Source organism: Stenotrophomonas sp. YJH_SMC_127, from assembly GCF_059372445.1.
The window spans coordinates 1-25321 of the sequence record NZ_JCAFVO010000005.1 but is presented as its reverse complement, the minus strand read 5'-3'; the positions used below and the strand labels follow the sequence as shown (position 1 = coordinate 25321).

The 25321-nt window shown below is 63.9% G+C and carries 34 protein-coding genes; 31 read left to right on the top strand and 3 right to left on the bottom strand.

The features are described from left to right. Positions 1-61: 61 nt before the first annotated feature. Complete coding sequence (locus tag AC5QAB_RS12855; RefSeq protein ID WP_227864000.1) at positions 62-550, top strand: glycoside hydrolase family 24 protein; 489 nt, start codon at positions 62-64, stop codon at positions 548-550. Next, positions 547-861 (top strand): hypothetical protein, encoded by a 315-nt coding sequence (locus AC5QAB_RS12850; protein WP_032129818.1) that lies wholly within the window; start codon positions 547-549, stop codon positions 859-861. The genes AC5QAB_RS12855 and AC5QAB_RS12850 overlap by 4 nt, the downstream gene beginning before the upstream one ends. A 117-nt stretch (positions 862-978) precedes the next feature. Here AC5QAB_RS12850 and AC5QAB_RS12845 read toward each other — a convergent pair whose 3' ends face one another. Next, positions 979-1278: a hypothetical protein gene (locus AC5QAB_RS12845; protein ID WP_227864001.1), complete on the bottom strand. Its 300-nt coding sequence runs from the start codon at positions 1276-1278 to the stop codon at positions 979-981. Between the two features lie 126 nt (positions 1279-1404). On the opposite strand from AC5QAB_RS12845, the gene AC5QAB_RS12840 reads away from it, so the two are divergent. The 28 genes from AC5QAB_RS12840 (at position 1405) to AC5QAB_RS12705 (ending at position 23940) form a co-directional block, all read left to right on the top strand. Beyond that, positions 1405-1782, top strand: a complete 378-nt coding sequence (locus AC5QAB_RS12840; RefSeq protein ID WP_495233434.1) for a hypothetical protein — start codon at positions 1405-1407, stop codon at positions 1780-1782. Next, positions 1758-2048, top strand: a complete 291-nt coding sequence (gene lysC / locus AC5QAB_RS12835; RefSeq protein ID WP_227864003.1) for an Rz1-like lysis system protein LysC — start codon at positions 1758-1760, stop codon at positions 2046-2048. Before AC5QAB_RS12840 ends, lysC begins: the two co-directional genes overlap by 25 nt. Next, a complete protein-coding gene (locus AC5QAB_RS12830; protein ID WP_227864004.1) occupies positions 2045-2389 on the top strand; it encodes a DUF1064 domain-containing protein in 345 nt (114 codons plus the stop codon). Before lysC ends, AC5QAB_RS12830 begins: the two co-directional genes overlap by 4 nt. A 162-nt stretch (positions 2390-2551) precedes the next feature. Then, positions 2552-2815 (top strand): hypothetical protein, encoded by a 264-nt coding sequence (locus AC5QAB_RS12825; protein WP_227864005.1) that lies wholly within the window; start codon positions 2552-2554, stop codon positions 2813-2815. Next, a complete protein-coding gene (locus tag AC5QAB_RS12820; protein WP_227864006.1) occupies positions 2815-3138 on the top strand; it encodes an HNH endonuclease signature motif containing protein in 324 nt (107 codons plus the stop codon). Before AC5QAB_RS12825 ends, AC5QAB_RS12820 begins: the two co-directional genes overlap by 1 nt. A gap of 151 nt (positions 3139-3289) precedes the next feature. Then, positions 3290-3667 (top strand): hypothetical protein, encoded by a 378-nt coding sequence (locus AC5QAB_RS12815; protein WP_227864007.1) that lies wholly within the window; start codon positions 3290-3292, stop codon positions 3665-3667. Further along, on the top strand, positions 3624-5504 hold the full coding sequence (locus AC5QAB_RS12810) for a terminase large subunit (RefSeq protein ID WP_227864008.1): 1881 nt from the start codon (positions 3624-3626) through the stop codon (positions 5502-5504). Before AC5QAB_RS12815 ends, AC5QAB_RS12810 begins: the two co-directional genes overlap by 44 nt. Positions 5505-5512: 8 nt before the next feature. After that, entirely contained in the window at positions 5513-6775 is a 1263-nt protein-coding gene (locus AC5QAB_RS12805; RefSeq protein WP_227864009.1) for a phage portal protein, read from the top strand. Next, entirely contained in the window at positions 6753-7595 is an 843-nt protein-coding gene (locus tag AC5QAB_RS12800; protein ID WP_197605150.1) for a head maturation protease, ClpP-related, read from the top strand. Before AC5QAB_RS12805 ends, AC5QAB_RS12800 begins: the two co-directional genes overlap by 23 nt. A gap of 11 nt (positions 7596-7606) precedes the next feature. Then, a complete protein-coding gene (locus AC5QAB_RS12795; protein WP_227864010.1) occupies positions 7607-8857 on the top strand; it encodes a phage major capsid protein in 1251 nt (416 codons plus the stop codon). Between the two features lie 61 nt (positions 8858-8918). Then, the gene (locus AC5QAB_RS12790) at positions 8919-9389 is read left to right on the top strand and encodes a hypothetical protein (RefSeq protein WP_227864011.1); all 471 of its coding nucleotides are present in this window, start codon (positions 8919-8921) and stop codon (positions 9387-9389) included. Between the two features lies 1 nt (position 9390). Beyond that, positions 9391-9870, top strand: a complete 480-nt coding sequence (locus tag AC5QAB_RS12785) for a head-tail connector protein (protein ID WP_227864012.1) — start codon at positions 9391-9393, stop codon at positions 9868-9870. After that, on the top strand, positions 9867-10202 hold the full coding sequence (locus tag AC5QAB_RS12780; RefSeq protein WP_197639691.1) for a phage head closure protein: 336 nt from the start codon (positions 9867-9869) through the stop codon (positions 10200-10202). Before AC5QAB_RS12785 ends, AC5QAB_RS12780 begins: the two co-directional genes overlap by 4 nt. Beyond that, complete coding sequence (locus AC5QAB_RS12775; RefSeq protein WP_227864013.1) at positions 10195-10698, top strand: HK97-gp10 family putative phage morphogenesis protein; 504 nt, start codon at positions 10195-10197, stop codon at positions 10696-10698. The genes AC5QAB_RS12780 and AC5QAB_RS12775 overlap by 8 nt, the downstream gene beginning before the upstream one ends. Further along, on the top strand, positions 10695-11057 hold the full coding sequence (gene gp17, locus AC5QAB_RS12770) for a tail completion protein gp17 (RefSeq protein ID WP_227864014.1): 363 nt from the start codon (positions 10695-10697) through the stop codon (positions 11055-11057). Before AC5QAB_RS12775 ends, gp17 begins: the two co-directional genes overlap by 4 nt. Before the next feature lie 78 nt (positions 11058-11135). After that, complete coding sequence (locus AC5QAB_RS12765; protein ID WP_053497212.1) at positions 11136-11609, top strand: phage tail tube protein; 474 nt, start codon at positions 11136-11138, stop codon at positions 11607-11609. A gap of 125 nt (positions 11610-11734) precedes the next feature. Continuing rightward, entirely contained in the window at positions 11735-12109 is a 375-nt protein-coding gene (locus tag AC5QAB_RS12760; protein ID WP_053497214.1) for a hypothetical protein, read from the top strand. A 56-nt stretch (positions 12110-12165) separates the two neighbouring features. After that, a complete protein-coding gene (locus AC5QAB_RS12755) occupies positions 12166-12402 on the top strand; it encodes a hypothetical protein (RefSeq protein ID WP_227864015.1) in 237 nt (78 codons plus the stop codon). A gap of 2 nt (positions 12403-12404) precedes the next feature. Next, complete coding sequence (locus AC5QAB_RS12750; RefSeq protein WP_227864016.1) at positions 12405-14372, top strand: hypothetical protein; 1968 nt, start codon at positions 12405-12407, stop codon at positions 14370-14372. Positions 14373-14394: 22 nt separating this feature from the next. Then, on the top strand, positions 14395-15138 hold the full coding sequence (locus AC5QAB_RS12745) for a hypothetical protein (RefSeq protein WP_227864017.1): 744 nt from the start codon (positions 14395-14397) through the stop codon (positions 15136-15138). A gap of 56 nt (positions 15139-15194) precedes the next feature. Further along, on the top strand, positions 15195-15593 hold the full coding sequence (locus tag AC5QAB_RS12740) for a hypothetical protein (protein ID WP_227864018.1): 399 nt from the start codon (positions 15195-15197) through the stop codon (positions 15591-15593). A 65-nt stretch (positions 15594-15658) separates the two neighbouring features. Next, positions 15659-19327 carry a phage tail protein gene (locus AC5QAB_RS12735; RefSeq protein ID WP_495233433.1) on the top strand — a complete coding sequence of 1223 codons (3669 nt, stop codon included), beginning with the start codon at positions 15659-15661 and terminating at the stop codon, positions 19325-19327. A gap of 5 nt (positions 19328-19332) precedes the next feature. Next, positions 19333-21147, top strand: coding sequence for a hypothetical protein (locus AC5QAB_RS12730; RefSeq protein WP_495233432.1), 1815 nt, complete (start codon positions 19333-19335; stop codon positions 21145-21147). Further along, the gene (locus tag AC5QAB_RS12725; RefSeq protein ID WP_099475744.1) at positions 21147-21410 is read left to right on the top strand and encodes a hypothetical protein; all 264 of its coding nucleotides are present in this window, start codon (positions 21147-21149) and stop codon (positions 21408-21410) included. Before AC5QAB_RS12730 ends, AC5QAB_RS12725 begins: the two co-directional genes overlap by 1 nt. Beyond that, a complete protein-coding gene (locus AC5QAB_RS12720; protein WP_495233431.1) occupies positions 21410-22108 on the top strand; it encodes a hypothetical protein in 699 nt (232 codons plus the stop codon). Before AC5QAB_RS12725 ends, AC5QAB_RS12720 begins: the two co-directional genes overlap by 1 nt. Positions 22109-22121: 13 nt before the next feature. Beyond that, entirely contained in the window at positions 22122-22490 is a 369-nt protein-coding gene (locus tag AC5QAB_RS12715; protein WP_143570030.1) for a hypothetical protein, read from the top strand. A gap of 46 nt (positions 22491-22536) precedes the next feature. Continuing rightward, positions 22537-23469 (top strand): SOS response-associated peptidase family protein, encoded by a 933-nt coding sequence (locus AC5QAB_RS12710; RefSeq protein ID WP_495233430.1) that lies wholly within the window; start codon positions 22537-22539, stop codon positions 23467-23469. A gap of 156 nt (positions 23470-23625) precedes the next feature. Next, entirely contained in the window at positions 23626-23940 is a 315-nt protein-coding gene (locus AC5QAB_RS12705; RefSeq protein WP_099475748.1) for a helix-turn-helix domain-containing protein, read from the top strand. Between the two features lie 18 nt (positions 23941-23958). On the opposite strand, the gene AC5QAB_RS12700 is transcribed toward AC5QAB_RS12705, so the two are convergent. After that, the gene (locus AC5QAB_RS12700) at positions 23959-24330 is read right to left on the bottom strand and encodes a type II toxin-antitoxin system RelE/ParE family toxin (RefSeq protein ID WP_099475749.1); all 372 of its coding nucleotides are present in this window, start codon (positions 24328-24330) and stop codon (positions 23959-23961) included. 256 nt (positions 24331-24586) lie between these two features. Here AC5QAB_RS12700 and AC5QAB_RS12695 point away from each other — a divergent pair, with 256 nt between their 5' ends. Then, positions 24587-25096 carry a hypothetical protein gene (locus AC5QAB_RS12695; RefSeq protein WP_495233429.1) on the top strand — a complete coding sequence of 170 codons (510 nt, stop codon included), beginning with the start codon at positions 24587-24589 and terminating at the stop codon, positions 25094-25096. Between the two features lie 38 nt (positions 25097-25134). Here the strand turns inward: AC5QAB_RS12695 and AC5QAB_RS12690 are convergent. Continuing rightward, positions 25135-25321, bottom strand: a 187-nt coding sequence (locus AC5QAB_RS12690) for a winged helix-turn-helix transcriptional regulator (protein ID WP_495233428.1), incomplete at its 5' end; no start/stop codon positions are given.

Below are 25321 nucleotides of genomic sequence, written 5' to 3'. Positions count from 1 at the left end.
CTTCCCAGCATCCAGACGCAAGCCCCGGCCAAGCCGGGGCTTTTCTTTTCCAGGAGACGCCATGGCGCAGATCACTCCCCAACAGGCTGGCGGCGTGAACGTCGTGGCCTTCCTCGACATGCTGGCGTGGTCCGAAGGTACGGACAACGGCAAGCAGGCCACCAAGGACCGCGGCTACGACGTGATCGTGGGCGGCCAACTGTTCAACGGCTACCGCGACCACCCGAGAGTGCTGGTGGACCTGCCGAAGCTGAAGATCCAGTCCACGGGAGCCGGCCGCTACCAGCTGCTGCGCCGCTACTACGACGCCTACAAGAAGACGCTGGGCCTGAAGGACTTCTCGCCTTTGAGCCAGGACCTGATTGCGTTGCAGCAAATCCGGGAGCGCCGCGCGCTGCCGCTGATCCAAGCGGGCAAGGTTGAGGAGGCCATCAAGGCCGTCCGCAAAACCTGGGCGAGCCTGCCCGGCGCGGGCTACGGCCAGCACGAACAGAAGCTTGCCGACCTGTTGGCCGTGTACCGCAAGGCCGGCGGGACGGTGGCCCGATGATCGGGGTCGACGTGGACTGGCAGGCCATTGGCACGGCAGTTGGCGGCTTGATGGTCGGAGCCGGCGGTGTGGCGCTGTGGTGGCGCAAGCAGTTCGTAGAGACAGCCAGGGAAGGTGCCGAGGTCAACGTGATCCAGCTGATGCGCGAGGAGGTGACCCGGCTGGGTGAGCGGGTTGGCCGTATGGAAGCCAGGGAGCTTCGCTTGATCCGCCACATCTACAGGCTGGAGGGGCTGATGCGGGCGGCCGGCCTTGAGCCGCCGCCGTTTGACCCGGATAGCGACACGATCAGAGCAGGAGGTTCGGAATGAACGACAAATGGAACCCGCGGCTGTGGTTGCGGAACTGGCTCAATGCGCCATCCCAGGCGGAGAAAAGGGCCGAAGAACTTCACTCGGCCCTCAGGGATCAAATCAAAGAGTCCAGCCTTACGGATTCCATCCGACTGTTGCTGAAATGACCTTTTCAGCCTTGTCGCGCATAGCCGCATATTTGGCCTTGCCGATGGCGTGTGCGGATGAGGCGGCATCACCGTCAAGTGCTTCAGCGGCCTTATAGAAGAGGTTCTCATCTTCCTTGATCAGGTGATCGATAGCGATCCGGAACTTGTGAGGCTCGGGATGCGTGGTGATCAACGCAGATAGCAGCAGCTCGAGTGCGCGTTGTTTTCCTTGCGCCTCAAATGCGGCCAAGAAGCTCTTTTCGTCAAAACCGACAATCTCTGCCATGTCGCCCTCCTTGGGCTGTGTCGATAGCACGCACAGCGTAACCCAGGGAGGGCGACCCATTCATGTAGGTGCCCAATGCTGGACCCACTACGCCCATACGCCGACCTTCTTAAGGTGCTGGCGGTCTTGGCACTGGCCGGCGGCCTGTTCGTGACTGGCTGTCAGCGCGGAGAGGATCGCCAGTCCGCCAAGGACCAGGACGCCATTACCAGGGCCGACAAGGCGCGCGCTGTCGCTGAGGCAGACGCTGCCGAGAACCTACGAGCGGCCAACGCCTGCGGCCTCCTGCTGAAGGATGTGAACCGGCAGACCCAGGCATCGATCGATGATGCGGCCCGACAGAGGGCGGCAGCAAACGAGGCTGCGCGCCGGGCTGAAGCGGCAGCAGCCCAGAGCCAGCGCCGCGCAACCCAGGCCGAGCAGGCCCTGCAGGCGGCCAAGACCCAGCCGGGATGCCGGCAACAGCTGGAGCAGAAGTTATGCGACGCCATTCCGTTGCTGTGATCCTGGCTGCGGCGCTGCCGCTGTGCGGGTTCGGCAGCTGCAGCATCACCAGCAAGCCGGACATTCCGCGGGTGGTTTACGTCACGGTGGAGCGGCCCGTGGCGCCGCCGGCCGAACTGACCCAGCCCTGTCCGATCACCCGGGCCCAAGAGCGCTCCGTAGAGAAGGTGGTGTCGGCCTACAACGCCAACATCCTGAGCCTGCAGCAGTGCAACAAGCAGTTGGGCGAGATCCGGGAGTTGGGCGTTGACCAGGTGAAGCGATGAACCGTCGGGTTCTGGCCCTTGGCCGCTTGAAGACCGGCGAGATGAACAAGACCGAGGCCGCGTATGCCGAGCGGCTGCGCGCGCTGCAAGCGGCAGGCGAGGTGCAGTGGCACCGGTTCGAGGGCATGAAGCTGCGCTTGGCTGACAACACGTTTTACACCCCGGACTTTGCAGTCATGGCTGCCGACGGCGTCATGGAGTGCCACGAGGTGAAAGGGCACTGGCAGGACGATGCCAGGGCCAAGATCAAGATTGCCGCGGCCATGTACCCGTTCCGCTTCATCGCGGTGAAGGTCAGGCGCAAGCGCGACGGCGGTGGCTGGGAAGTGGAGGAATTCTGATGCACGCGACAGTGACTGCGTCGGTCCGCCTGCGCTGGTGGCTGCGGTGGTATCTGGCTGCCGTGGTGTGGTTTGCCCGGGCCACGGGCATGGAACCGGACTGGGAGCGGGTCGAGTGGTGGATACGCCGCGGCCTGGTACTGCGAATGACGAGGGCTGGTGATGGACGCTGCACGGATTGAAGAGGTGGCGCGCGCTGCGGCTGCTACGGCCCTGGCGGGGCTGATTGAGAGCAGCACCGACAGCCGTATCGACCGACTGGTCGGGATCATCGAGCAGCAGGGCAAGCAGATCGCCGAGCTGGCAATGCACGTTGGCCTGCTGGTGCAGGCCGTGGCGCAGCTGCTGGGCGAGGAGGCCGGCGCAGCGGTGGAGGACGAAGGTGTCGAGCCTGCGCGCGTCGACCTGGACGGGAAGCCGTACTGATGAATGCCCGTGGGCTGGCAGGCAACCGGCAAGCCAAGCGCGCTCTGCCGACGAACAGCCGAGCCTGGCGCGCGCTGCGAGAGGCCATTCTGGTTCGGGACCTGTACCGATGCCAGGAACAGGGTTGCGGCGTCCTCTGTAGCGGGAAAGGTCAGGCCCACGTCGACCACGTGGACGGTGACCCCAACAACAACGCCCCGGAGAACCTGCGGACGATGTGCGTCAGCTGCCATAGCCGGAAGACGGCTCGCGAGGACGGCGGGTTCGGGAACGCCCAGCACGTGGTTGTGGGGTGCGACGCCAACGGTTGGCCGATCAAGTAGGCCAACGTCCCGGCGCGGAGTTATCCACAGAAAACTGAACGAAGAAGGGGAGGGGGGGCCGAAAAGTTTGGGCCGATTGCCCGGCGATACGTGCGCCCCCCGTTCTTCGCGTATCCACAGTTGGAAAGACGACCCCCGACCGGGGCAGAAGATGGCAAATCCAAGGACACCAGCCGCAAAAGCAGCAGTTTCTGGCGCAGCGGCCAAGAACCCAAAACGGCACAAGGACCGCAAGACGCCGAAAAAGGCCAAGGCGATCGGGCCTCCCTACAAGGGGATGACGAAACCGCAGATCGCGGTATGGCGTGAGCAGGTCGAGAACATGCCATGGCTGCATGCTGGCCACCGGCTGTTGCTGCGCCAGGTCTGCATCTTGGCGGCTCGGATGGAGACCGACCCAGACATGGGGGTTTCGGCCCTCCAGGCGCTGGGCTCCCTGCTTTCCAAGCTCGGCGCAACGCCGGTTGACGAGACAAAAGTGAATCATGGCGGCGAAGAGGACGAAGACCCCGACGACAAGCTCTTCTGATCGCACTACGGCCTATGCGCTGGCGGTGGTAGCAGGTGAGATCGTGGCCGGCCCCCATGTTCGGAATGCATGCCGCCGGCACCTGAAGGACCTGCAAGACGGTCACGAGCGCGGCCTCTACTTCGACCAAGCTGCGGCGCAAAGGGTTTTTGAGTACTTCGAGACGATTCTGAAGCTCTCAGAGGGCCAGTTCGAGGGCCGCTCTTTTGAGCTGCACCCCTCGCAGGCATTCATTCTCGGATCGCTGTTTGGCTGGAAGAAGGCGGACGGCAAACGGCGATTCCGTCGCGCCTATATCGAGATGGGCAAGGGCAACGGAAAGTCGCCCATGGCCGGCGGCATTGGTTTGTATGGGATGACCTCCGACGGGGAGGCTGGCGCGCAGATCTACGCCGCCGCTGCGAAGAAGGAGCAGGCCGGAATCCTGTTCGCCGATGCGGTGAAGATGGTTAAGGCGTCAAAGGCGCTGATGAAGCGTCTGGAGTTCTCCGGCGGCGAGGGGCGCGAGTACAACATCGCTCACCACAAGAGCGGCAGCTTCTTCCGGCCGGTTTCGCGGGACACCGGGCGAACAGGCTCCGGTCCTCGCCCGTACTTCGTGCTTGCCGACGAAGTCCACGAGCTGCCCGACCGGCGCGCCATCGAGATGCTGGAACGCGGCTTTAAGTTCCGGCGACAGCCGTTGCTGTTCATGATCACCAACTCGGGCAGCGACCGAAACAGTGTTGCCTGGGAGGAGCACGAGCACGCGGTGAAAGTGGCGGCTGGGCATACGGAGGCGGTCAACGATCCGACCTTTGTCGGTGAGCCGCTGGACGATCGCACTTTCAGTTACGTGTGCGCGCTCGATGATGGCGACGACCCACTGGAGGATCCGACCTGCTGGGCCAAAGCGAACCCGTTGCTCGGGATCACGATCACCGAGGAGACGCTGCGGGACATTGTTCACCAGGCGAAGGCGATTCCCGGCCAGTTGAACGGCGTGCTGCGCCTGCACTTCTGCGTCTGGACCGATGCTGAAACTGCATGGATGACCCGCGCGACGCTGGAGCCGGCATTGGCCGACTTCGAGATTGCCGAACACCACGGAAAGCCGGTGTATGGCGGGCTCGATCTGTCGCAGGTGCGCGACCTGACCGCTGCGGCGTTCGTCGTCCAAACCGGCAGCTTGCCGGTCACCGTCATGGTGGAGGGCGAGGAGCGCGTGGTCGAGAAGCCGACGTTTGATGCTTGGATTGAGGCATGGACGCCCGGCGACACGGTGGACGCACGCCAGCTGAAGGACAAGCTGCCCTACCGGACGTGGATCAAGGCTGGCCACTTGCACGCGCCGAAGGGCAAGACGATCAGCTTCCGGCATGTGGCTCAGACGCTGGCCGACTACGACCAGGGCTACTCCATTCAGCTGATGGCCTATGACCGGTATGTGTTCCGCCGCTTCGAGGACGATGCCAAACAGATTGGCCTTTCGCTGACCTTCGCTGAGCACCCGCAGGGCGGCACCAGGAAGGGCAAGCCGCTAGAGGCCGCAGCCGAGGCCGCCAAAGCAGCAGGACAGCCGGTGCCAGAGGGCATGTGGATGCCCGGCTCGCTCAACCTGTTGGAAGAGGCCCTTTTGGAGGGCCGGATCCGACTGAAGAAGAACCCGGTCCTCGTTTCAGCGCTCATGTCGGCGGTGATCGAAACAGACAAATGGGATAACCGCTGGCTCTCCAAAGAGCGGTCGATCAACAAGATCGATCCGGCCGTCGCACTGTGCATGGCTATCGGTGCTGCGCACGCGAGCTTTGTCCGCTCAGCTTCTGTGTACGAGAAGCGCGGGATCCGATTTCTATAGGGAAAACCATGTCCAGGTTCAATGAAGAAGACCTGAAGTCGCTGGACCGGCTCTGGAATCCGCCGCAGGCGGCGCCACCCAGCGCACGCGCTGAGGCCGGCCAGTTCACGGGAATGAATGATCCGGCACTGCTGGAGTTCATCCGATCACAGGGCGGCCACGGCGGCGGTGGCTACCAGCTGCGCAACATGGCGGTACTCCGCTGCCTGTCCCTGATCTGCGGAACCATCGGCATGCTGCCCCTGAACCTGGTCGAGTCGGGCAGGAAGAAGCGGATAGCCGACGAGCATCCCGCGCACCGCCTGCTGAAGATCAAGCCGAATCCATGGCAGACCCCGCTGGAGTTCAAGCGGCAGATGGAGCTGGCCCGGCAGCGGCACGGGGACGCCTACGCGCGGATCGTGTGGTCAGCAGGTCGGCCAATCCACCTGATCCCGCTGGATTCCCCAGCGGTGAGGGCTGAGCTTGGCGACGACTGGCGCATGCTCTATCGGTTCAACAGCAAGAAGCGTGGAGAGGTCATTCTCAAGCAGGAGGAAGTACTGCACATCCGCGACCTATCCGTTGACGGTGTGACGAGCCTGTCCAGGATGAAGCTGGCAGATCGGGCTATCCGCCTGGCGCTGGATGCGGAACAGGCAGCGAGCCGGATCTTTGAGACCGGCAACATGGCCGGTGGTGCCATCGAGGTGCCCAATGCGCTCAGCGACGTGGCCTATGAGCGCATGCGCACGTCCCTCGACACCGAATATGCCGGCGCCGCCGCGGCGCAGCGCTGGATGCTGCTGGAGGAGAACGCCAAGGCCAACAAGTTCGGCAGCACCGCCCAAGAGGCCCAGCATGTCGAGAACCGCAGCGCACAGGTGGAGGAGGTGGCCAGGCTCTACGGTGTTCCCCGCCCGCTGCTGTTCCTGAGCGATACCAGCTGGGGCACTGGCATCGAGCAGCTGGGCATCTTCTTCCTGCAGTACACGATGCTGGAGCACTTCACCAACTGGGAGCAGGCGGTCGCGCGATCGCTGATCGACGAGCGGGATCTGGAGCGCTACCAGCCCAAGTTCAACGTGCGGGCACTGATGCGCGGCACGCTCACGGATCAGGCGGACTTCTTCAAGGCCGCTCTCGGCTCCGGCGGTACGGCGCCGTTCCACACGCAGAACGAGATCCGCGACCTCCTGGACTATCCGGAATCGGATCAGCCAGGGGCCAACGACCTGATCAACCCCATGACACAGAAGGGAAAGAGCAATGAGCCTCCGGCAGCTGCCTGAAATCCGCGCCGAGCGACGGCTAGGCGCCGCCCAGTTCGACATGCGTCCCGACGCGCTCGAACGCTGGGAGCCCGAAGTTCGCGCCGCCGGGAACGACGCGAACAGTATCTCGATCTATGACTCGATCGGCGAAAACTGGGAGGGCACTGGCGTCACCGCCAAGCGGATCAGCGCCGCGCTACGCGCCATCGGCGACAAAGACGTGGTGGTGAACATCAACTCACCCGGCGGCGACTTCTTCGAAGGTGTCGCGATCTACAACCTGCTGCGCGAGCACCAGGGCAGGGTGACGGTCCAGGTCATGGGCCTGGCGGCGTCAGCGGCGTCGGTGATTGCGATGGCCGGCGACGAGATCTTGATGGGCGACGGATCGTTCCTGATGATCCACAACGCTTGGGCCGTGGCCATCGGCAATCGGCACGACATGGCCGACGCAGCAAAGCTGCTGGAGCCATTCGACACGGCCATGGCCAAGGTCTACGCGGCCCGCTCGGGCGTCACCGAGGCTGAGGCGGCTCGGATGATGGACGAGGAGACCTGGATCGGTGCCGCCCAGGCGGTGGAAGACGGCTTTGCCGATGGCCTGCTCGATGGAGCTGCCGCCACCAAGGATGCAAAGCAGGCATCGGGTGGGCGTAAGGCGCTGGCCTTGGTCGAGGCGGCGATGGCCAAAGCAGGCCACTCCCGCTCCATGCGACGCGACACCCTGAAATCGCTGTTCAACGGCAAGCCGTGCGCTGCCGGGTCCGCTACGCCGAGCGCTGGCGGCAACGAAACCTCGGCCCTGCTGCAGGGCCTTCTCGACAACATCAAAGCCTAAGAGGCCAACACATGACCAAGATGACCCACGGCCGCGTCCCGCGCGGCCTCGTTTGCGTGCACGCCGATGGCGGCAGCCAGCCCGACGTGAAGGCGCTGGTGGAGTCGCTGAACAAGGCATTCGCCGACTTCAAGGCTGAGCACACCAAGCAGCTGGAAGAGATCAAGAAGGGCAGCGCCGATGCACTGCAGGCCCTGAAGGTCGACAACATCAATGCAGACATTACCCGCCTGCAGGCCGCGGTCGACCAGGCCAACACCCAGATGGCCGCGTTCCAGATGGGCGGCGGTAGCGCCGGCAGTTCTGTCGCTGATGCGGAGTACACCGAGTCGTTCCGTGCCCACTTCCGCAAGGGTGAAGTGCAGGCTGCCCTCAACAAGGGGGCGGCCGATGAGGGCGGCTACTTGGCACCGGTAGAATGGGACCGCTCGATCACCGACCGCCTGGTCATCGTGTCGGACATGCGCCAGCTGGCCAACGTGCAGCCCTGCTCCGGGGCGGGCCTGACCAAGCTGTACAACACCGGCGGCACGTCCTCGGGCTGGGTGGGCGAAGAAGATCCCCGCCCGGAGACCACAACGGCAAAGCTGCGTCCGCTCAGCTTCGGCTGGGGCGAAATCTACGCCAATCCGGCGGCGACCCAGCAGCTGCTGGACGATGCCGAGATTGACCTGGAGGCTTGGCTGGCCGGTGAGGTCGAGCTGGAGTTCGCCAAGCAGGAGGGCGATGCGTTCTTCTCCGGCAATGGCGTCAACAAGCCGTTCGGCATCCTGACCTACGTGGAAGGCGGCGCCAACGCGGCCAAGCACCCGTTCGGTGCCATCAAGGCCGTGAACAGCGGGCTGGCGGCTGGCATCAACGGTGACAGCATTCTGGACCTGGTCTATGACCTGCCGTCGGCATTCACTGCGGGCGCCAAGTTCGCGCTGAACCGCAAGACGCAGGGTGTGGTGCGCAAGCTGAAGGATGCCCAGGGCAACTACCTGTGGCAGCCGTCGCTCGTGGCGGGTCAGCCGTCGACCCTGGCAGGCTTTGCGGTGCAGGATGTGGCCGCGATCCCGGATGTGGCAGCAAACGCCATCGCCGCGCTGTTCGGCGACTTCAAGCAGACCTACACCGTGTACGACCGCAAGGGCGTGCGCGTTCTGCGCGACCCGTACACCAACAAGCCGTACGTGATGTTCTACACCACCAAGCGCGTGGGCGGCGGTGTGCACAACCCCGAGCCGATGCGCGCCCTCAAGATCGCGGCTTCGGCCTGATCACCCACCCGTCGGGCGGCCTTGCGCCGCCCGGCATCCAGCCTGTGATCGAGGAGCCGCAATGGCAAAGTTCATCAAGCCCTTCCGTGGAGTGCCGGAAGGCGAGATCTATCCCGTCCAGTTCGTTGCCGGCGATGACTGCCCGCCCGAGCTGGAGGCCGGTGCACTCTCTGTCGGTGCGCTCAGCCTGATGGCAGACACACCGCCACCGTCCCTGCTGGGATCCAGTGTTCAGCCGGAGAGCTTCGAGCTTTCCGACGGCAATGTCCTGTCGTTGGGCGACGTGGTTGGCCGCGCACACGCTGTCTCTGGGCTGTCGGTGGAGGACTGGAACGCGCTCGAGGACAGCGCACGCGAGGCGCTGATCGCCGAGACCGTCGACAAGCTCTCCGGCGAGGGGGACAAGGGCCAGGTCGCTGCCGAAGACAAGCCGGCCTTGATGGCGCAGCTTGAAGCTGCGGGCATCCCGTTCGACAAGCGCTGGGGGGCGGAGAAGCTGGCCGCGGCTCTGGCTGAAGGGAAGAAGGACTGATATGCCCATCGTCTCACTCGCACAAGCCCGCTCGCATGTGCGAGTTGAGGCCGATTACCCTGAGGAACAGCTGCAGGCCGCCATTGCCGGCGCGCAGGATGCAGCGCAGGCATACCTCAATCGGCGGATCTACGAGGACGCCGACGCCTTGGCTCTGGCAAGGCGGAGCTACCCAGCCGTAATGAAGGCCGCCGCGCTTGCAAAAAGCCAGGCGCTGGCAGATGCGGCGTTCATTGAGGATGGGGACGAGCGCACCGCCGCGGTACGGCTGGCGGTTGTCGCCCATCGCGAGGCGACAGTAGAGGCGGAGGCCTGCATCCACGGCGTTGTTGCGAATCCGAGCATCTTCTCTGCCATCCTGCTGACGCTCGGTCACCTCTACGCGAACCGCACGGATGTGATCGTGGGGGCTCAGGCGGTCGAGCTACCCAACGGTGCCAAGAGCCTGCTGCGCCCATACCGAAGGGTGATGATGCCATGACGCTTCTAGATGGCGATCTGCAGCACCGTATCCGCTTCGAGCGCAAGACCGAACCGCGCGACCCGCTGGGCGGCCCAGGTAAGCCGGTGTGGGTCGAGGTTGTGAGTGTGTGGGCCAAGGCCACCAACAATCTTGCGGCAACGACAGAGGCGGTCGCCGCCGGTGCCGAGCGCTACCGGGAGCAGGTTCGGTTCGATATCCGCCCGCGTGACGTTGATCCTCAGTGGCGGATCGTGTTCCGTGGCCGTGCCTTCGATATCAAGAGCATCGCACCCAGCAACGACCGCAGCGAGATGGCGATCATCGCCGTAGCGGGGTTGACCAATGTCTGAGCAGGTGGAGATCGACGGTCTGGACGGCCTCCTGCGTTCGCTACGGGCGGCTCCCAAGGCGATCCAGGGAAGGGCGGTTCAGGCCGGCATGCGCAAGGGCGGCAACGTCATCCGCGACGACGCCCGGCGCCGGGCTCCGAGAGCATCGGGGTTCATGGCCACGCAGATCGTCACCCGCCGGGCCAACACCAAAAGCCGACAGCGCGCAGGTGTAGGCCAAGGCGGCGAGTACTACACGGTCGGGGTTAAGACCGGTCGCCGGCGCAAGTACGCCAACACCAAGCGCAACCGGCGCCGCGGCCGCGTCGGGAAGGTCTATGAGGAGGCGGGCTGGGCCTATTACTGGCGCTTCAAGGAATTCGGCACCAGGAAGATGAGGGCCGAGCCGTTCCTCACGCCGGCAGGCGAGGCCAAGGGACCGGAGGCAGCGCAGGTGATCATCAATGAAACCTGGGCGGCGCTCGACAAGCAGCTGAAGAAGGATGGCTGGCGATGATGGTTCCCCTGATCCAGTCCCTGCTGCAGGGTGATGCAGCGGTTCGGCACGTGCTGGGCGACCCGATCCGGCTGTGGCCGGGGACCGCGCCACAGGATGCAGCACTGCCCTACGCGACGTGGGAGGTCGTCGGCGGATCGCCCACCGCGATGCTGTCCGAGGTGCCGCCGGCCGACGGCTGGCGCGTCCGGTTGACCGTGTGGGGCGAAGCCCTGACGCAGGCCAACGGCGCGGCCGTCGCCATCCGCGACGCGATCGAGCGCGTAGGCAGCATCGAGTCTTACAACCCGACGCCTGACAGCGACGGCGCGGACGCCTTTGGCATCTCCTTCGACGCCAGCCTCCTGCAACTGCGCTGAACCACACAACGGCAACCCACTGGCCCCGCAAGGGGCCTTTTTCATGCCCGGCGACGGGCGCAACACAAGGAAACCCCTATGGGACAGGTAATCAAGTCGAAGCATTCGCAGCTGTTCGTCGCCATCGCCGCGGCCGAGGTCATCAAGGTGACCCGCCTGCGTTCGGTCGGCTTCCCCGATGGCCAGGCGTCGGAGATCGATATCTCCGACTACGACGACGACTGGGACCAGTTCGTCGCCGGCCGCAAGCAGACCGGCAGCACCAGCATCGAGATCATCTACGACAGCGTCGACCACGAGAAGCTGGAAGAGCTGCACGAGACCGGTGCCGTCGTGAACTGGCTGGTGACTGCGCCGCTGTCGGAAACCGAAGGCGTGGCCAAGCCGACCGCCGTTGCCGGCAAGATCACCCCGCCGGACACCGTGCTGTCCAAGCAGTTCGACGGCTTCGTGCAGAACTTTGCGGTGACCAGCCAGGACAACGATGTATGGAAGGCGACGATCACCATCCGCGGCTCCGGCGCCGTTACCACGCACCGCCCGACGCCGTAAGGCAGCGGCAACGGCGCACACCCAGGCCCGCTCTGGCGGGCCATCTCTCTGACAGGGCGCGCGGATCCTCCGCGTGTTAGCCGTGCGCGGCCCGCGCGCTCTGTCGCCACTGAAGGAAACGGCCAATGAGCAAGACCAGCGAAACCACCCAAACCCAGCCGCAGCAGCCCGTGAGCATCCTGCAGTCGTTCACCAACCTGGGCATGTTCGCCTCCAAGGACGTTCGCGCCGACACGATCACCTTGCCCAACGGTGCCAAGGCGCAGTTCCATGTGCGCGAGCTGCCGGACGCGGAGTTCCGCAAGCTGTGGGGCGAAGGCGATCGCGCCAAGCTGATCGCAGCGACCATCTGCGACGAGGACGGCAAGCCCGTGATGAACGTGGAGCAGGCCGCCCAGCTCAAGCCCCTGGTGGCCGCTGAGCTGCAGCGCGTGGCCATGAAGCATTCCGGCTTCGGCGAGGATGCTGCCCAAGCCCAGGCTGACGCGGGAAACGGCTAAGGCAGCGCGGCGAGGACTGGTTCTGGAAGGTCCTCGCCGGCCACCTGCATCGCACGGTGTCCGAGCTGCAGGCGAGCATGTCGCGCCGGGAGTTCCTGGAATGGTGGGAGTTCCATAAGCGGAATCCCATCGACCCCGTAAGCCTGCACATCAAGCCCGCTGCCTTCGCCGCGTACATCACCGCCTCACACAGCCAGGGCGGCACCAAGCGCTCCTTTCAGGAGTACCTGGACACTCTTGTTCCACGTTCCGAGGAGGACGAGGCACAGGACTGGTTCGATCGACTGGGATAGCCATGACCGATACCTTTGGGCGCTTTGCCGCCCTCCCGATCGGCCCGCTGCTCGCTGCGCGCGACGGTGGGCTCACTCTCGCCACGACGGAAGCAGCCGACCTCAACCGCTGCGCCCGGTCCGACTTTGCCCTCAGCGCCGGCGTTGTCGGCGTCGAGTTCGCGCTGTGGGGCGATGACGACCTCTCGGCCGTCGTGGGCTTTGTCACGGCAGCAGCGTCCCTCAGCCAAGCGCCGGGCGCGAACGGGGAGGGCATCGGCTGGGAACTGGCCACCGGTCGCCTGATCCAAGGCACTGGTGCGATCGCAACTGGTCTGCCCGTGGTCGCGCTGGGCGATATCGTCGGGATGCGGGTCTCCTTCGGCAGTCCCTCCAGGCTCCACCTGTACCTCAACGGCGCGCTGGTCCACCAGCGCGACCTGCTGCTGGCCGGCCCGCTCCACTTCGCCGCCGCACTGGCTGCGACGAAGGCCGGTGGGCTGTGCTTGGCCGTGAACGCTGGACAGTGGGGCGCCCGCAGCGACGCCGCTGTTGCCGGTTGGAAGCTGGAACAGGCCCAAGCGCCGACCACTCGGCTGGCCGACGATGACTGGCTCTCCGCGCCAGGCGATAGCCCGGCCAATGCCCGGTACGAAGGGCTGGTGGCCGACGGCGTCAACCTCGTCCAGGAGCTGAGCTTCTGGCCGTGGGGTGGCGATCCGGTGTCGCAGACGGCGGCGGCGGAATGCGTGGTCGCCGACGCCGAGGGGCTGCTGGATGACCTGGCATTGTCCGGTGCCTCGGGGGCTGCGGTGCGCATCCTGCAGGTCGATGACGGCGGCATGCTGGCCGACGCCGCTCCGGTGTTCCGCTGTGTCATCGATCAGATCGAGGTGAACGACGACGGCAGCAAGACCCTGCACCTGCGCGACGCGCACGACTACCTGGGCCAGACCATCAACCGGGGCGTGTTCCTGCCCAACATCACCTCGCTGGCCTGGAAGCCGCAGCCGGTAGTGATCGGCGCGGTGGCCAGCGTGCCGGCAGCCGGCGCCAATTCCGATGCGACAGCGATGTTCCTGGCCGACAGCCCGGTGCACGTAAGCGCTGTGATGGACCGCGGCGATCTGATGGAAGACGGCACCTTCAGCATGGCGCCGGACGGCCAGCAGCTGCTGCTGAAATCTCCTCCCGTCATCCCTGTGGTGGTCGATGGGTCGAGCATCGGCCCCGGCATGGCCCCGGCGCGCCTGGAGCAGGCCGTGGGTGACGTGATGGCCCGCCTCGGGGCAGGGGCTTGGTCGGCAGCGGACTGTGCGGCCGTGGACGCTGCAACCGGCTACGCCGGTATCGGCTACTACGCCGGAGCGGCCATCACGGGCAGGGATGCCCTGAACGCGATGCTGCCCAGCTACGGTGTCGGGTGCTACCAGGATCCCACCGGTGTACTGCGTTTCGTGCAGGTGGTTGCGCCGGAGACCTACCAGGGGCAGCCGGCGTTTGAGATCTCGGAAGCGGACATGGCCAGCGACCTTGTCGGCGTCCCGGACGACGCGCCCAATCTCACCCGACGCATGGCGTATCGGCCGAACGCGCAGGCCCTCGGTGCCTCCGACCTCGTCACCGACGTGGTGGAGGTGCCGCAGAGCCGCCGCGACGAGCTGACGGGCCTCTACCGAGGTCAGGTGTTCGCTGCGGGCGTACTGGACGCCCACTACCGTCGCGCCGACGCCGCCGATCCGGTCATTTCGCTGTTCTGGCATGCCGCCGACGCGCAGGCCGAGATCAACCGCGTCGTGGCGATGTACAAGCGGCAGCGGTTCTTCTACCAGGTCGCCATTCGCGGTGATCAGGACATGGCTCCGCTCCCTGGTCAGATCGGCCGGCTGACCTACAGCCGCTACGGCCTGGCCGATGGCAAGCCGGTGCTGGTGCGGCGTGTAGAGCGCAACCCTGCCACGGGGGACGTGGTGCTTACCCTGTGGGGATGATGACGTGTTGATTGGATATGGCATGCCGGCGGTGGAAACGGCCACCCTCACCGGTGGAACGTGGTTGTCGACCGACCAAGGCGCGGCGCTCTTCGATGGCAAGCCTGGGCGCTCCTCGCGGATCCGGCGCACCGGTTCGCTGGCGATCACGATCACCCTGGCCGAGGCCCTTGTGCCGGGAATCATCGCGATTCTCGGCCTCAACATCCCGTCCGGCGTGCAGGTGAGCGCTGCCGGCGCCAGCGGCACCACGATGCGACTGCCCGGCGGGAGTGTCTGCGCATGGCTGTTCCCGCAGGCCAGCGCCCTGGTCTCGACAGTGTCCGTCGAGATCGCCACAACTGCCACGAACGTGGACGTGGGCGAGATCGCGATCTTCCGGGCAGTTGAGGTGGGCATCAGCGACGGCTGGGCGGTGGCGACGATCGACACCAGCGTGCACACCCGCACCAAGGGTGGGCAGGTCAACACGGTTCCTGGGCCTCTGTACCGCCGGCTCACGTGCACCTTTTCCGGCCGGCCGACGGCTGCCGTGCGCGCCGGTGGGTTGGGCGGGACCGATTGGGAGACGGTGGCGGCAGCGATCGCGGGGCGCCGGCGCTCCTGCGTTGTGCCGCAGTACCGGGATATGGTCAGCAAGGCGCTCGACCCGCTGCTGGCGGCGCGGTCGGCGCTCTACGGTTACCCGACACAGCTGCCGTCGGCGGAGAACATCAGCCGGCAGTACTTCACCGGGTACATGGAGTTCGAGGAAATACCCGCTTGATACCTCGGCTAGTGTTTGGCACTAAGCTGTAGTCGATCGAACCGAGGGAGAAAAACATGGATGCCGGCCAGAAAGTCGCGCTCGCTGTGATTGGAATTGTTGCTATGGGGGCGGCAGCGATGTGGCTGGTCATTACCGGAACAACAAGCAGGAATCATGATCAAGTACCTGCGTCCGCAGCCGCTCCGGTATCGCCCGTTTGTGTGCGGGCCGTTGAGTCGCTCGAAGCGTCTGGCGTCGCTAGGCCGGGCCGGGTGGACTCGAATTCGGCCGACGTACTTGTCGATGAGCATTGGGCTGAGATGAGCTTCAGCGATCAACAGCTCAACGCTAGATGCATATCGAATTACGCAGCCGGCTCGTCTGATAAGTGGATCACCCGCGTCAGGTTCATCAACCAGCGAACAGGCATCGTGTACGGGCTGCTGGAAGGCGACCGATATTCGATTCCCTGATCAGTCCAAGTGTCGCGTCACAGCCACATGGCCCCGCATTGCGGGGCCTTTTTATTGGGAAGCCTATGAGCCTCTACACTCTCACCGTTGATCTCCTCGCCAAGACCGGGTCGTTCGAGCAGGGGATGACAAAAGCGGAGCATGTTGCGGCCCAACGGTCTGCCGCAATTCAACGCACCATGTCGAACGTTGCCACCGCAGTTGGCACTGCAATGGGGACGGCGGCTGTTGCCGTTGGCACTGCCGTTGTCACCTGGACACGCCAAGTGGGAGATCTGGCCTACCAGTATGAGCGGATGGCACAGCTTTCTGGCACGAGTACGGAGAGCTTCCAGCGGATGGCCGCGGGGGCCGCGACGGTAGGAATCAGCCACGAGAAGCTGGCCGATATCCTCAAGGATGTGCAGGACAAGATTGGCGACTACATCCAGACGGGTGGCGGCGCTATGGCCGACTTCTTCAATAACATTGCCAAGGGCGCCGGCGTCACAGCCGAGCAGATGCGCAAGCTATCCGGCCCGGACGCCCTCGGGCTGTACTTCAAGAGCCTCGAACGGGCCAATTTGTCGCAGACTGAACTGACCTTCTACATGGAGGCCATCGCCAGCGACTCGGCGATGCTAATCCCGTTGCTGCGCAACAACAGCGCCGGATTCAAGCAGTGGGGCCAAGCCGCGGAGGCAGCTGGCGCGATCATCAGCAACGACACCACCAAGGCGATGAACGAGTTGCGCCGCGTTACGCAGGAGGCTGACCTCGCTTTTATGGGTGTCAAGGTTCAGGTCGCTGAGGGCGTTATTCCGACCCTGAATGAATTGAACAAGCTGCTGCACGATCCCAAGGCGCAGGAGGCAATGCAGTCGGCCACCAACGGCGTGATTCAATTCGGAAAGGCCGCTCTGGACGCTGCGGCAGGATTCGGGCAGTTGGTGGTTAGCTACACCGGGTGGCTCAAATCGAAGGGCTTCATGCCCGTCAGTAACAACGATTCGCTGGAGAGCCTTCAGGCACGGCGGGGCGCGCTGGGTGACAGCCTGAAGAACTGGAAGGGCATCTTCAGCGGTGACGCAAAGAAGAAGGTGCAGGGCGAGCTGGCAGAAGTGGACGCACTCATCGCGGCGTTCCCGTTCCGGGGCGTGACCGCAACAGTGGAGACCACTGCCGGCATCCCTGGCCAGCCAAGGCCCTACGAGCCGCCAAAGCTTGGGCGCGAGAAAACGACGAGCAGCTCTGCCGTTGACCGCCAGGCAGAATCGCTGCGGCGCTACGCCGCCGAGGCAGACATGGCGGCGGCCACGATGGCCGGCCCGCTGGCCGAGGCCGAGCAGAAGCACAAGCAACGCTTGGCAGAGCTGACTAAGGAACTGGCCGCAGGCAACATCACGCGCGCTGCCTTCAACACGCTGGAGAAGGAGTCAGCGTCTCAGCTTGCGGCCACCACCGCAGAGCTGGACAAGCGCAAGCGGGCGCCGCAGGCACTGCTCGACACCATGAGCGGCGAACTCGACATGATGCGCCTCATCGGCCCAGCGCGGGAGCGCGCACGGCGTGAGATGCAGAATCAGCGGGACATGCAGGAGGCAATCAACGAGGCGAACGCGGCAGGTGCGGGCATCAATGCCGACCTAAGCGCCTCGCTGATGGCGCAGGCACGTGCTGCCGCACAAGCTAGCATCGACGCGGACAAGTACGCCGCCAGCCTGCAGCAATGGGCGGATGTGGGCAATTACCTGGTGAGCGACACAGCCGACGCCATGGCCGACTTCGTCGCGGGCGGCCTGCGTGATTGGTCTGGCCTGTGGGACGACATGAAAGACGTGGCCAAACAGGGGCTGCGTGACATTGCGCGCCAGCTGCTGCAGCAAAAGCTCGTGATCCCGATTCAAACAAAGATCCTGGAGAGCATTAACGGGATGACGGGCCAGGGCGGTGGCCTGAGCCTTCAGAGCATCATGGGGCTGTTTGGTGGCAATGGCGCGGCCGGCGGCGGTCAGAACCTGGGGACCATTGCCGGACTGCTGTCCAAGGGCCAGGGGCTGTTCAGTGCGGGCGCAAGTGCGGCGAGCAGCGGCGCCAGCGCTGGCAGTCTGCTGGGGTTCGGGAACAACGTTGCCGCCCTCACCGGTGGCGGCGCGGCCGCAGCGGGTGGTTCTTCGGCCGCGGCTGGCGCCGGTGCAGCTGGCTCGTCCGCAGCAGCGGCGGTGCCGATCATCGGCTGGATCGTTGCCGGCATGATGAAGAACGCCGAGCTGTTCGATCAGGGCTGGAACATCGCCAACGGGGAGAGCTGGGCCGGCAAGATTGCCACCGCCGGCGCGGTGGGCCTTGCCGACAAGACGTTCCGCGGGCTGGGATTCAACGACAAGGTCGCATCGATCCTGTCCGGGTCGAGCATCCACGCCAAGCTGTTCGGCCGCGGCGCGCCTAAGATCACCGGCCAGGGCCTGACCGGCTCGTATGGGTTCGGTGGCTTCGACGGCCAGACCTACGCCGATATCAAGCAGAAGGGCGGCTTCTTCCGGTCCGACAAGAAGTGGACGCAGTACGGCGCGGTGGATCCCGGTATTGATCGCACGTTCGACATGGCCGCGCGTCAGGTCCGCGGTGCGGCAACCGGCCTGGCCAAGCAGTTGGGCGTCGACCTGACCCAGCAGCTGAGCGGTGTGCGGGTGAGCCTGGGCAAGCTGCAGCTGTCGGCGGACTCCGCCGAGGCCAAGTCGCAGCTGGAGGCGTACCTCGGTGACATGACCAATCGGCTGTTCACCGAGGCGGTGAAGGCTGCCGGCTTCGGAGGCCAGCTGGACGGCTACTTCGAGGCGTCGGATGTGTTCAATGCGCTGAGTGCGTCGATCGCACTGGCGGTGGGCAATGCCGACGAGCTGGGTCGCGCCCTCAACGGGATGGAGGTCGACAAGGTCAACAAGGCGGTGGACTACTTCCAGGACCTGGCCAGCGTCGCCGGCACTGACCTGGCCACCCAGGTCGAGAAGATGACCGGGTTGCTCGGGAACTACGCCTCGCTGATGGCGGACGTTTCCACGCAGCTCATGACCGGCGACCTGTCCAGCTACCAGCAGCAGGCCCTGAGCATCGAGCGGACCTACCGGCAGCAGGTGAAGTCGGCCAACGACTACGCCAAGGCCCTGGGCTTGTCCGGTGCACGTGCCGAGGATCTGGCCAAGATCGAAGCGCTGCGCGCGATGAACATGGGCAAGCTGCAGGCGCAGATCGACAAGGACAAGAAGGCCATGCAGTACGGCCTGTCGATCAGCGACCTGTCTCCACTGACGGACCAGGAGAAGCTGGGCGAGGCGATGAAGGAGCTGCAGCGGGCGGTGGCCGGTGGGGACACCAGCGCCGCGCAGTCAGCGGCTCAGGCGGCCCTAGGCTTCGGTCGGAACCTCTACGCCAGTGGCAAGGACTACAACGGGCTGTACGACCAGGTGACCGGGCTCATCGACGGCATGAAGGTGGGCAACCTGGACAAGGATGACGGCACCAGCATGGGCCAACTGGCGGACGCTATCGAGGCCCTGCCGGACAACTTCAGCCGTGCCGTGTTCGACCTGGTGGTGGACAACAAGGCTCAGGCGGAGACGACGGCAGCGGTACGGGAAACCAATGCACTTCTGACCGATGCCCGCTCACTGCTGCAGGACCTGGTCTCCGTGACGACGCAAGGGGTGCGCACCAGCACCAGCTCGGCCATTCGCGCGGCTCTCAACGCAAGGTAAGTCACATGCAAGCAAGGAAAATAACCCTGATCGAGATCGGGGCAGGGCCGCTGCCATCGGTGACCCCTGTTCCGCTGCGGGAATCCTCTTGGTTCCCGATCGCGTACGTGTCCCCGGACGTGCCACCGGTGGAGGGTGTGGTGCCCAATCCGGTCGCCGATGGTGTGCTCATCGAGTGGGACGCCGTAGACCAGGAGGGGGTGATCTACATCATTGAGCGCGGACCAACAGCGCAGGGGCCGTGGACGGAGATCGCCCGGGTGGTTGAAACCCGCTATCTCTACAGCGATGGCAGTGGGCAGGAATGGTGGTTCAAGATCACCGCCAGCGTGCGCGGCAAGGCGGGAGAGGGTTCGATCGTTCCGGTGAAGCCACCGCCGACGGCGCAGGAGATCATCGACCTGATCGAAGAGCAAAACCGGCTCGGTCAAGAGATGGCAGCGGGGTTTGCCGAGCAGGCACAGCAGATCGCCAACCTGGACGCTGCCTTGAATGCGGCTGTCTATGACCCTGAGATGGCATACAACCCGGGAGCGGTCGTTAAGTGGGAAGGCGGGCTGTACTACGCACTCGTGGAAACGAAAGGGAATTTGCCATCGGATGCGGCCTTCTGGAAGAAGATCGGCGACTACAGCTCGTTGGCGGAGGCGGTAGGGGCTCAAGGCTTGCAGCTGACAAATCACAGCGTTCGCATCGAGCAGACTGAGACTGGGCTGGCGATCATCTCCGAGCGCGTTGATGGTGTGGCAACGGCGCTGGATCAAAAGGCAGACGCGGCTGCATTGAACGCCCTATCGAGCCGGGTGAGCGAGAGTGAGGATTCTATCCAAGCCAACGCCGAGGCAATCTCCGCAGCCAACGCGGCGATTGCAGGAAAGGCGGACACGTCCGCAGTGACGGCACTGTCCACCACGGTGCAACAGCACGGCGAGAGCATCGCGGCGAACGCATCGGCGCTGACCAGCGTACGGTCTGAGCTGGGCGGCAGCGGAAACCTTGCATTCAACACGGGATTTGAGTGGGATGCGGGTGGATGGGACTGGATCTGGAATCCGGGCGGCTTCCAGGTGATGCGCAGGGATTGGTGGTCTGCGGACTGGTTCCCTGTCGGGGGGCACACGATTGGCTCAGCCGCCAACGGTGGGGCCGCGAGCTACAACATCCTGCGCAACGGAGCCAACGTGTCCTGCAAGCCTGGGGAGAGGTTCTGCGCCTCGACCAAGTTCCTGGCACATCGATGCGATATCGCCTTCGGCATGATCTTCTACGATGCCGATGGCATTCAGATCGGGGAGCCGCAGGCGGCAGCGTCCGCACGGAATCCGCAGGATGGTTCGGTGTACGCCAACTATGCCACCTCTACGCGATTCGCCATTGCGCCAGCCGGTGCCGCATCTGTGCGCCCTGTGCTGTTCGTTTGGACCACGATCGAAACCAGCTGCAACTTCTGGCTGCTTGAGCCGATCTTTGCTCGCGTGACGGCGCAGCAGACGGTGCCGCCTCCCTACCAGCTCGGCGTTCGCGGCATGGATTACAAATATGCTTCGGTCACCCAAGCGATTGAGGCACGAACCACGATCAATGAGAACGGGATCGCCGAGTACCGAGCCAGCTGGACCATGTCGCTTGACGCCAATGGTCGGGTGGCCGGTATACGTTCGGTGAACAACGGCACGACGAGCACGATTGATTTTCTGTTCGACAAGGTGCGATTCGTGTCCCCTGGCAACGGCCGGCGGATGGAATACAGCGACGGGCACTTCACCGGATACGACGAGAACAACAAGCGGCGCATCCGTCTTGGAACATGGAGCAGCTGATGCCTACGGGACTGCAATGCTGGGACGAGTTCGGCAACATCACCGTTGACCTGACTAGCCGGATGACCCGGCTTCTTGGGGTTGTGAATCAGAGCGCCGGTGGCTCGCTTCAAGAGCCTGCGCTCTCGCAGGGAATCCCATTCGTGCTACCGATCCTTGATCAGAACGGCCTCATGTATCCGGTCGATATCACGGTGCCAACTATCAGCGGTACAAGCGTTAGTTGGACCACACCTGCGAACTTCTACTTTGGGACGTACTGATGCCTGCCGGCTTCCAGTTCATCAACAACAATGACAACGTCATCATCGACGAAAATTTCTTCAACTACGCCTTCATTTCGAGGCACACGCTGACCTTCCAGACTGCGTCAGGGCCGGTCACAGGAGGCTTCGGAAACCAAGCCTTCCTGACCGTCACCGGCGACAGACCATTGGTGGCCGCGCGCTGCAGCAAACCATTCACCGTGAGTCGTGCTCGCCAGGTGAGCGGGGGTTGGGAGTTCGGCTGGATCAGCGTGCATGGAGGCGGTGCTGCAGTCGGCGACACGATGGAGGTATTCGTGTTTGACCGACCTCCCGTCCGGTCAGGCCCGGGCTTCGGATTGCAGGTGTTCGACGCCCAGGAACGCGTTGTGTTCGACTCGCAGAACCGGTACATGCGCGTGGTGGATGCTCGCACCTTGGTGGGCTCTACGCCGTCCGCAGACGTGAACTTAGGTCCAGGCACCTACGCGCAGATCATCACGGTGCCGGGCTTTCGCTGGACGGGAGTGCAAGCCTCGCCGAGCGCGGATTGGCAATGGGCTTGCTTCGCGGGTTTGCTTACATCAACCGCAAACGGCTACACGGTCGCCCAAGGGACGACTGGAGAGGGGACATATGCATTCTTTGGCAATCCGGCGCCGCGGGCGATTAGCAGCCAGATGCACATCATGACCGTAGACGTGGCGGGGTACTGACATGGAGACCAACATGGCGTTGATAAGCGAGAGCGCGGCCTTCGGAACTCGGGTGGAAGCAATTGCGCCGCGCATAGGCATCGACTGGAACCCGTACACCAACGATGGCCCCGTAACATTCCACTTCGAAAAGCTGACCACACAGGCAGACGGCACGGTGTTGGAGCGCACCTTTCTGGGCGTCCTTCCCGCAAAGATCAGTGACCTGTTAGCAAAGACCTACGTCATCACCAACCCGCTGACCGGTGAAGAAAGCACTGAACCTGGGTGGAAGCTCATGGCGATGATTAAGGCCGCGACCGATGCCGTCTATCTTGCGAGCCTGCAGCCGCCAATAGGCATGGTGTCGCAGCCTCCGGTGGAGCCCGAGACGGCGCCCTAATGGGCCATCACGCGGTCACAACGGACTCTGCTGGCAGATTGCGGCCATGTGCTACTCCGCCCAGATCGAAGCCGCTTACCAGAAGCTGGTCAGGATGACCGGCGCCACCCTGTCGCTGCAGGAGTTCGCCGCGCTCTACGCGCACGACCCGGGCAAGAAGCGGCCCAAGACGCCGAAGGCCATGGATGACGCCTTCCGGGCCGGCGCTAGTCCGGCGGAGCTGGCGGTGTGGGCCGAGATCGAGCAATGGAACAGGGCCGAGGCCACCATCCTGGAGCAGGAACTGTTCGCCAACCGCAAGCGGCTGGCCGACGCCGAGCGCGCGCTGCAGGTGAAGGAGACGAAGAAGGCCCGCGAGGACGTTAGGATCGCCGGCAACAAGATCGAGCGGGCCAAGGCGCGGCTGGCGGACCTGCAACGCGTTGAGCCGAAGGACCGCTACAGCCGCATATTTCCCGGCGTCTACGCCCCGGTAATCGTCTCCGAGGGCGGGAAGTTGGTCATCAAGCCGATGCGCTACCAGTGCCGCCTGGCCGGGAAGCCGGCCAACTACGACCAGAGGTTCCCCGGCACCTACAACGCCCGTCGCGACAGCCTGGAGAAGTTCTGGGCGCCGGCGTTCGGACACACCCACGGCCTGATGGTGGTCGACACCTTCTACGAGAACGTCGAAGGCCCGGACGGGAGGAACCAGGTGGTGCAGTTCACCCCGCGCACGGGCGAGCCAATGCTGGTGGCGTGCCTGTGGTCGCACTGGAAGGACCCGGCCGGCAAAGAGCCGGACCTGCTGTCGTTCGCTGCCATCACCGACGACCCCGAGCCCGAGGTGGCTGCCGCCGGCCACGACCGGACCATCATCAACATCAAGCCCGAGCACTTGGATGCCTGGCTCAACCCGGATCCATCCGATCTGGCTGCGCTCTACCGGATCTTTGACGACAAGCGGCACCCGTTCTACGAGCACCGTCTGGCGGCGTAGCTGAATGGATAGAGAAAAATGAACTCGTTCATTCGTTGCTCATAAAAAGCGACTCCGGTTGTTGACTGTCTTATCAGTACCGCTATAATCGTCCGTCTCAGCGCGACAGAAATTTCGCAGAGCAGAACTCTCGCCCCCTTCGGGAGTCACGAATTTATGAACAGTCAGAATTTATTTGAAATGTTGAGCGACGATCCCGTCGAGTTCAACATTGATGCCCTGAAGGCGAAGCTCGCCATTGCCCTGGTGGCTTTCGCTCGCGAGGAAGGGCTTACACAAGCCGCAGTAGCCGATCGACTCATGGTGAGCCAGCCACGAATCAGTAACCTTTTCCGGGGTAGGCTGGAGAAGTTCTCCATTGACGCCTTGCTGGCCATGCTCATCCGCAGTGGATACAAGATTGAGTCGACGTTCAATCCATCGAACGTTTCGGCTCCCTTCTACATGGAAGTAAAGAAGGCGGCGCTCTGACGAGCGCCGCCTTCGGGCTTACAGTGCTTTCAGTCGCAATTCAACCGTACGAATCAGCGCTTGGTCGGTGCCTTCGGCGGTCTTTTTGCAGACATGCAAGATGTGAAGCTTCCCGTTTTCCTTGGTGGTGAACACCACGCGAACGGCGGGACTGCCTTGAAGCTTCATTGCCATTGCCGTTTGATTCTTGGACACGTGCAAATGTCCAATTTCCAAATTCGGTGGCTGGCGTGCGAGCAGGTACTCAATGCAGTTGATGACCTGCTTTGCCCTGTGCTTCGGCAGATCCTGAAGAACCTGCTTCAACTCCTTTTCTGCCCTCCCCACGAAAACCAATTCGAGGGGCTTCTTGCTATTGCTGTTATCGTTTGAATCTACTTCGTGCTTCATTGTGGCGGGTTTCCTTAACGTTAATGGGAATGGTTCTCATATGCCTTCTTCCTATTTGGGATAGACACGCCTACCGGAATTGGCAGGCGTGTTCATGTTATATTCGTATAGCTATAAATTCAAGGGGGCGGCATGGGAGCGCTGGCATCTAGCCGCACGGGATCGTTCGTTCATTCATCTGTTCAGCTTGGCGCTTAGGTGAGGTATTAGTCCGGCTATCGCAGGATCTGCGACAGTCGGTCGTATCTTTCCTGCCATGCTTTCCGCGCACGGCTACCAAGGCTTCCGCACCGCCCCGATCCCCTCTGGCTGGGTTCAGACAGGTGAGCGCTGGGCGCTTTGGTACAACGGCCGCGAGACGGCCAGCGTGACGCCCGACGGCGGTCCTGGGGTCCGGCTATGGATGGAAGGCCAGAAGATGTGGCAGGTGAAGGAAGTGCGCGCGGCCAACGTCCGGCAGGCGAAGCGGTATGCCGAGCGCTGGTGTGCAGCCAGGCTCTATCCAGATCTGCCCCTGCGCCAGGCGGTTGCCCGGCTGACCGACAGCACCCCGACCCAGCCGCCGCCGCCCCTGCCAGGCCTGCCGCCGACCCGCGAGCAGCAGCAACAGGCTCGGCGCCTGGCCGAAGCCGGGGCTGTGGAACTGGCACGAATCAAGGAGGCGCTGGAGCCGCGCCGGCCGCTGAAGGAAACCAAGCCGAGGGCGAAGGACCCGATGAAGGCTTGGGTCAGGGCGGGACGAGGACAGGTGATTTCTCGCTATTGAGACTCGTTGTCTCGAGGCGATTCAGGTACAAGTGAGGCCTAGTTGTTGTCGTAGATCTCGCGGCAGTGCCGGAACTCCTCGGCGTGCTGCACGACCCAAGTCCACATGGGGATCATCAGAACTAGAAGGTCTTTGCCCAGCGGGGTGATGCTGTATTCAACGCGAGGGGGAACTTCTCGGAAATCGTGTCGGTAGATCAAGCCATCCCTTTCCAGCTGGCGGAGG

Coding starts and splice junctions, on each gene's coding strand:
- AC5QAB_RS12855 (WP_227864000.1), top strand. CDS start 62: ATGGCGCAGATCACTCCCCAACAGGCTGGCGGCGTGAACGTCGTGGCC.
- AC5QAB_RS12850 (WP_032129818.1), top strand. CDS start 547: ATGATCGGGGTCGACGTGGACTGGCAGGCCATTGGCACGGCAGTTGGC.
- AC5QAB_RS12845 (WP_227864001.1), bottom strand. CDS start 1,278: ATGGCAGAGATTGTCGGTTTTGACGAAAAGAGCTTCTTGGCCGCATTT.
- lysC (WP_227864003.1), top strand. CDS start 1,758: ATGCGACGCCATTCCGTTGCTGTGATCCTGGCTGCGGCGCTGCCGCTG.
- AC5QAB_RS12830 (WP_227864004.1), top strand. CDS start 2,045: ATGAACCGTCGGGTTCTGGCCCTTGGCCGCTTGAAGACCGGCGAGATG.
- AC5QAB_RS12825 (WP_227864005.1), top strand. CDS start 2,552: ATGGACGCTGCACGGATTGAAGAGGTGGCGCGCGCTGCGGCTGCTACG.
- AC5QAB_RS12820 (WP_227864006.1), top strand. CDS start 2,815: ATGAATGCCCGTGGGCTGGCAGGCAACCGGCAAGCCAAGCGCGCTCTG.
- AC5QAB_RS12815 (WP_227864007.1), top strand. CDS start 3,290: ATGGCAAATCCAAGGACACCAGCCGCAAAAGCAGCAGTTTCTGGCGCA.
- AC5QAB_RS12810 (WP_227864008.1), top strand. CDS start 3,624: ATGGCGGCGAAGAGGACGAAGACCCCGACGACAAGCTCTTCTGATCGC.
- AC5QAB_RS12805 (WP_227864009.1), top strand. CDS start 5,513: ATGTCCAGGTTCAATGAAGAAGACCTGAAGTCGCTGGACCGGCTCTGG.
- AC5QAB_RS12800 (WP_197605150.1), top strand. CDS start 6,753: ATGAGCCTCCGGCAGCTGCCTGAAATCCGCGCCGAGCGACGGCTAGGC.
- AC5QAB_RS12795 (WP_227864010.1), top strand. CDS start 7,607: ATGACCAAGATGACCCACGGCCGCGTCCCGCGCGGCCTCGTTTGCGTG.
- AC5QAB_RS12790 (WP_227864011.1), top strand. CDS start 8,919: ATGGCAAAGTTCATCAAGCCCTTCCGTGGAGTGCCGGAAGGCGAGATC.
- AC5QAB_RS12785 (WP_227864012.1), top strand. CDS start 9,391: ATGCCCATCGTCTCACTCGCACAAGCCCGCTCGCATGTGCGAGTTGAG.
- AC5QAB_RS12780 (WP_197639691.1), top strand. CDS start 9,867: ATGACGCTTCTAGATGGCGATCTGCAGCACCGTATCCGCTTCGAGCGC.
- AC5QAB_RS12775 (WP_227864013.1), top strand. CDS start 10,195: ATGTCTGAGCAGGTGGAGATCGACGGTCTGGACGGCCTCCTGCGTTCG.
- gp17 (WP_227864014.1), top strand. CDS start 10,695: ATGATGGTTCCCCTGATCCAGTCCCTGCTGCAGGGTGATGCAGCGGTT.
- AC5QAB_RS12765 (WP_053497212.1), top strand. CDS start 11,136: ATGGGACAGGTAATCAAGTCGAAGCATTCGCAGCTGTTCGTCGCCATC.
- AC5QAB_RS12760 (WP_053497214.1), top strand. CDS start 11,735: ATGAGCAAGACCAGCGAAACCACCCAAACCCAGCCGCAGCAGCCCGTG.
- AC5QAB_RS12750 (WP_227864016.1), top strand. CDS start 12,405: ATGACCGATACCTTTGGGCGCTTTGCCGCCCTCCCGATCGGCCCGCTG.
- AC5QAB_RS12745 (WP_227864017.1), top strand. CDS start 14,395: ATGCCGGCGGTGGAAACGGCCACCCTCACCGGTGGAACGTGGTTGTCG.
- AC5QAB_RS12740 (WP_227864018.1), top strand. CDS start 15,195: ATGGATGCCGGCCAGAAAGTCGCGCTCGCTGTGATTGGAATTGTTGCT.
- AC5QAB_RS12735 (WP_495233433.1), top strand. CDS start 15,659: ATGAGCCTCTACACTCTCACCGTTGATCTCCTCGCCAAGACCGGGTCG.
- AC5QAB_RS12730 (WP_495233432.1), top strand. CDS start 19,333: ATGCAAGCAAGGAAAATAACCCTGATCGAGATCGGGGCAGGGCCGCTG.
- AC5QAB_RS12725 (WP_099475744.1), top strand. CDS start 21,147: ATGCCTACGGGACTGCAATGCTGGGACGAGTTCGGCAACATCACCGTT.
- AC5QAB_RS12720 (WP_495233431.1), top strand. CDS start 21,410: ATGCCTGCCGGCTTCCAGTTCATCAACAACAATGACAACGTCATCATC.
- AC5QAB_RS12715 (WP_143570030.1), top strand. CDS start 22,122: ATGGCGTTGATAAGCGAGAGCGCGGCCTTCGGAACTCGGGTGGAAGCA.
- AC5QAB_RS12710 (WP_495233430.1), top strand. CDS start 22,537: ATGTGCTACTCCGCCCAGATCGAAGCCGCTTACCAGAAGCTGGTCAGG.
- AC5QAB_RS12705 (WP_099475748.1), top strand. CDS start 23,626: ATGAACAGTCAGAATTTATTTGAAATGTTGAGCGACGATCCCGTCGAG.
- AC5QAB_RS12700 (WP_099475749.1), bottom strand. CDS start 24,330: ATGAAGCACGAAGTAGATTCAAACGATAACAGCAATAGCAAGAAGCCC.
- AC5QAB_RS12695 (WP_495233429.1), top strand. CDS start 24,587: ATGCTTTCCGCGCACGGCTACCAAGGCTTCCGCACCGCCCCGATCCCC.